Origin of the sequence: Brevibacterium sp. (assembly GCF_022712115.1) — a bacterium.
GTDB classification, from domain to species: domain Bacteria; phylum Actinomycetota; class Actinomycetes; order Actinomycetales; family Brevibacteriaceae; genus Brevibacterium; species Brevibacterium salitolerans.
In genome coordinates this window covers 1-3068 of sequence record NZ_JALAHB010000124.1, presented here as the reverse complement: position 1 = coordinate 3068, position 3068 = coordinate 1, and the positions used below count along the sequence as shown (strand labels likewise).

Here is a 3068-nt window from a genome sequence, read left to right as displayed (position 1 = left end):
GAATTTGCCGAGGTAGAAGCGGTCTGCGCCGAAGGAGCCGAGGAGCCAGCCGAGGAGCCAGGTGGCGATGAAGGTCTTCTGGGATTCGCTGGTGGTGGCAGTGCCGAAGGGGCCGCCCTGTGGGGCGTAGCCGGCGGCCTCCGCCCCGTAGGGATCCTGGGCGTGCTGCGGGGATCCGTAGGCGTTCTGACCATAGGAGTCCTGGCCGTACTGAGGGGAGCCGTACTGCTGGTTCCCGTACTGGTCGTTGCCGTACTGCGGGCTGCCGTACTGCTCGTTCCCGTAGGGTGCAGAGGCCCCTGCCGGCTGGCCCGTCCCGTAGCCGCCGGGCGCGGAGCCGTAGCCGGGCTGAGCGCCGTAGCCGCCGGGCGCCTGGCCGTAGGGGTCCTGCGGGTAGGCCCGCGTGCCGTCGTCCCCGCCGGAGACGTCACCAGGGCCGTAGGGCAGTCCGGTGTTGGGATTGATCCCCTGGGGGCCGTAGCCGGGGGGCTGTGACATCGCTGTGCTCCAGATCTGTGTGCGACCGGCGGTCCCCACGACTCACACCGCCGCTGCGGACCCGGGGCGTGGTGGAGGGTGCGTGTGCGGAACCCGCCGGAACCGCGGGTGAGGGGGCCTCTCCTGCGGGGGTTGTTCCTTGCCTCGCAAGTCTGACACAGGAGCTGCGCACGGGTCGCGGCGCGGTTATCACAATGAACAGATCTCCTCGGACGCAGATCAGCACCGGGCGGATGAAGGAGATCTGTGAGGCCCTCGCAGCGGCGACGGGGTGCTGATGCCGAGGCGGCCTCTTCTGCAGGGGCAGGCGTGGCTCGGCCCGGCGCGCTGGTCCGATGGGCAGGTCCCGCCGCTAGACTCCGAACATGGCTAAGGACACGATCTTCAAGGACGCAGCAGAAGTCAGCACGGCACCGGTGGTGGCCCTCGGTCTGGTGGGCGGATACCTCACCGCACGGGAGACCCTCATCCGTCCGCTGGGCGGTGCGGTTCTCGCGGCGGCCGGGGCCTACGCCGGCCGCACCTGGCTGAAGAAGCGCGGAGTGCCCACCACCGTGGGCCTGTCCGCCGCGTATGTGCTGGGCTTCGGCCTCTCCCACCCGCTCGCCAAGAAGATCGGTGCGTGGCCGGCAGTCCTCGCGGTCACCGGTGCGGCCGCCGGCGCCTCCTACCTCCTCGTCGACCGGGACTGAGCGCAGCGTGACCGGTGTGGAGCCGCACGGCAATCTGTGGACGGCGGCCGTGGAGCGCGATCCCGCGCACGCGCGGAACTACGCGCGTCGCTGGCGCACCCTGGCGGAGTCCGGGCAGGACATCTACGGAGAGGCGCGATTCGCCGATGCGATGGCGGAGCGTGAGTCGAAGATCCTCGACGCCGGCTGCGGCACCGGGCGGATCGGCGGCTGGCTGGCCCGGCGCGGCCACACGGTGACGGGTGTCGATCTCGATCCGCACCTCATCGACGTGGCGCGCGAGGACTTTCCGGACGTGAGCTGGCAGGTGGGAGATCTGGGGGAGATGGACCTCCGGGAGCCGTGGGGCTCGCAGAAGCTCTTCGACCTGGTGGTCATGGCCGGCAATGTCATGACCTTCGTGGCCACGGACGAGCGTGTGCGGGTGCTCGAACGCATCCGCGCGCACATGTTCGACGATGCGCGCTTCGTCTGCGGATTCGGTGCCGGGCGCGGTTACGGGTTCGAGGAGTTCCTCGCGGACGCCGAATCTGCCGGACTGGGGCTGAACCTCCGGCTGGGAACCTGGGATCTGCGGCCGCCGTCGGACGACTTCCTGGTGGCGGTGCTGGCGCCGCGCTGAGTTCACCGCACGGATGCGTGTGCAGCCACCCACTTCTATGTGGGTGGCTGCACACGCATCCGGGCACATGTTTCTCGAACGGCAGAGGAACGCGGCGGGGGCTCCGGAAAGCCGCCTCCCCGCCCACGTATGGGCGGGCGTCTCTGTGGATGAGCGGTGTGCCCGCAGAAGGCGGCCGATGCCCGGAAGAAGGACGTGCGGCAGCGGTTGTCGCCCAAAAACTATATAGACATGTCTGTCTACTAACTTCATAATGGGGAGACCACAGGCGCACACGGTGAAGTGGGCGCCGGAGAGGTCTCACCATGGTTCACGCACACCCGGATGAGCTGAGACGGGAGTTCGAGTCCGCCCACGGCCATTGGTCGGAGGAGCTCGACGCCCTGCTGGCCGCGGACCCGCGCTACTTCGCGGCCTATGACCGCCTGCTGCGCGTCACTGCGCACAGGGGCGCGCTCACGGCGCGGGAACGCGAGCTCATCGCCGTCGCGGTCAACGCCCAGGTCACGTATCTGCACCCGGCCGCCACCCAGCTCCACATCGCGCAGGCGCTGCGGGCGGGGGCGAGCGAGGCGGAGGTGATGGAGACCCTGCAGCTCGCAGCGTCCCTGGGCACGCACTCGATGCTGGTGGGGGTGCCCCTTGCCCATGAGGTGTTCGCACGTCTGGGGGTGGCGGAGCAGGTTGCGGATGAGCCCGCCCAGACGCGGCACAGGGCGCTCAAGGAGCGCTTCATCCGGGAGCGTCGGTACTGGTCGCCGGGCTGGGACACGGTCCTCGCCTACACCCCCGAGTACTTCGAGGCGTATCTGGACGTCTCCAGCATCCCCTGGAACCACGGAGAGCTCCCCGACTGGTTCCGGGAGCTCGTCTACGTGGCGATCGACGTCGCCACCACACACCTGTTCACCGCGGGGATCAGCGTGCACACGGAGAAGGCGCTGCAGTACGGCGCAAGCCCGGCGCAGGTGATCGACGTGATGACGATCGCCAGCAGCATCGGCATCGACACCACCCTCATGGGCGCCCGCGCGCTCGTGCGCGCCTCCCGGGTGCGGGGCGAGCGGACCGGGACCGGCCAGGAGGACACGCCTCCGGCAGAAGAGAAGGAAGCCACGACATGACACCACAGTCACGGCCGTCACGACGGCTCGATCACGCCCACGCAGGGCTGCGGGCGGCCGCGCTCCTCGCGGTGCCCCTCCTCACCTTCGCCGGCTGCTCCAAGGCGGACCGCGAGAACGGGGGAGCGGCCT

The 3068-nt window shown here is 69.6% G+C and carries 4 protein-coding genes; 3 read left to right on the top strand and 1 reads right to left on the bottom strand.

From position 1 onward, the window contains the following. A partial coding sequence (locus Q0A33_RS07230) for a TM2 domain-containing protein (protein ID WP_291794765.1) occupies positions 1 to 498 on the bottom strand: 498 nt, incomplete at its 3' end. A 365-nt stretch (positions 499 to 863) separates the two neighbouring features. Here Q0A33_RS07230 and Q0A33_RS07225 point away from each other — a divergent pair. The 3 genes from Q0A33_RS07225 to Q0A33_RS07215 all read left to right on the top strand — a co-directional run bounded on the left by Q0A33_RS07225 (position 864) and on the right by Q0A33_RS07215 (position 2936). Further along, the gene (locus Q0A33_RS07225; RefSeq protein WP_291794764.1) at positions 864 to 1190 is read left to right on the top strand and encodes a hypothetical protein; all 327 of its coding nucleotides are present in this window, start codon (positions 864 to 866) and stop codon (positions 1188 to 1190) included. Positions 1191 to 1197: 7 nt separating this feature from the next. After that, positions 1198 to 1812: a class I SAM-dependent methyltransferase gene (locus Q0A33_RS07220; RefSeq protein WP_363316544.1), complete on the top strand. Its 615-nt coding sequence runs from the start codon at positions 1198 to 1200 to the stop codon at positions 1810 to 1812. A 305-nt stretch (positions 1813 to 2117) separates the two neighbouring features. Further along, entirely contained in the window at positions 2118 to 2936 is an 819-nt protein-coding gene (locus Q0A33_RS07215) for a carboxymuconolactone decarboxylase family protein (protein WP_291794763.1), read from the top strand. Positions 2937 to 3068 lie beyond the last annotated feature (132 nt).

What these genes read in the sequence shown, in the direction of transcription:
- Q0A33_RS07225 (WP_291794764.1), top strand. Translation starts at nt 864, where the DNA reads ATGGCTAAGGACACGATCTTCAAGGACGCAGCAGAAGTCAGCACGGCA.
- Q0A33_RS07215 (WP_291794763.1), top strand. Translation starts at nt 2,118, where the DNA reads ATGGTTCACGCACACCCGGATGAGCTGAGACGGGAGTTCGAGTCCGCC.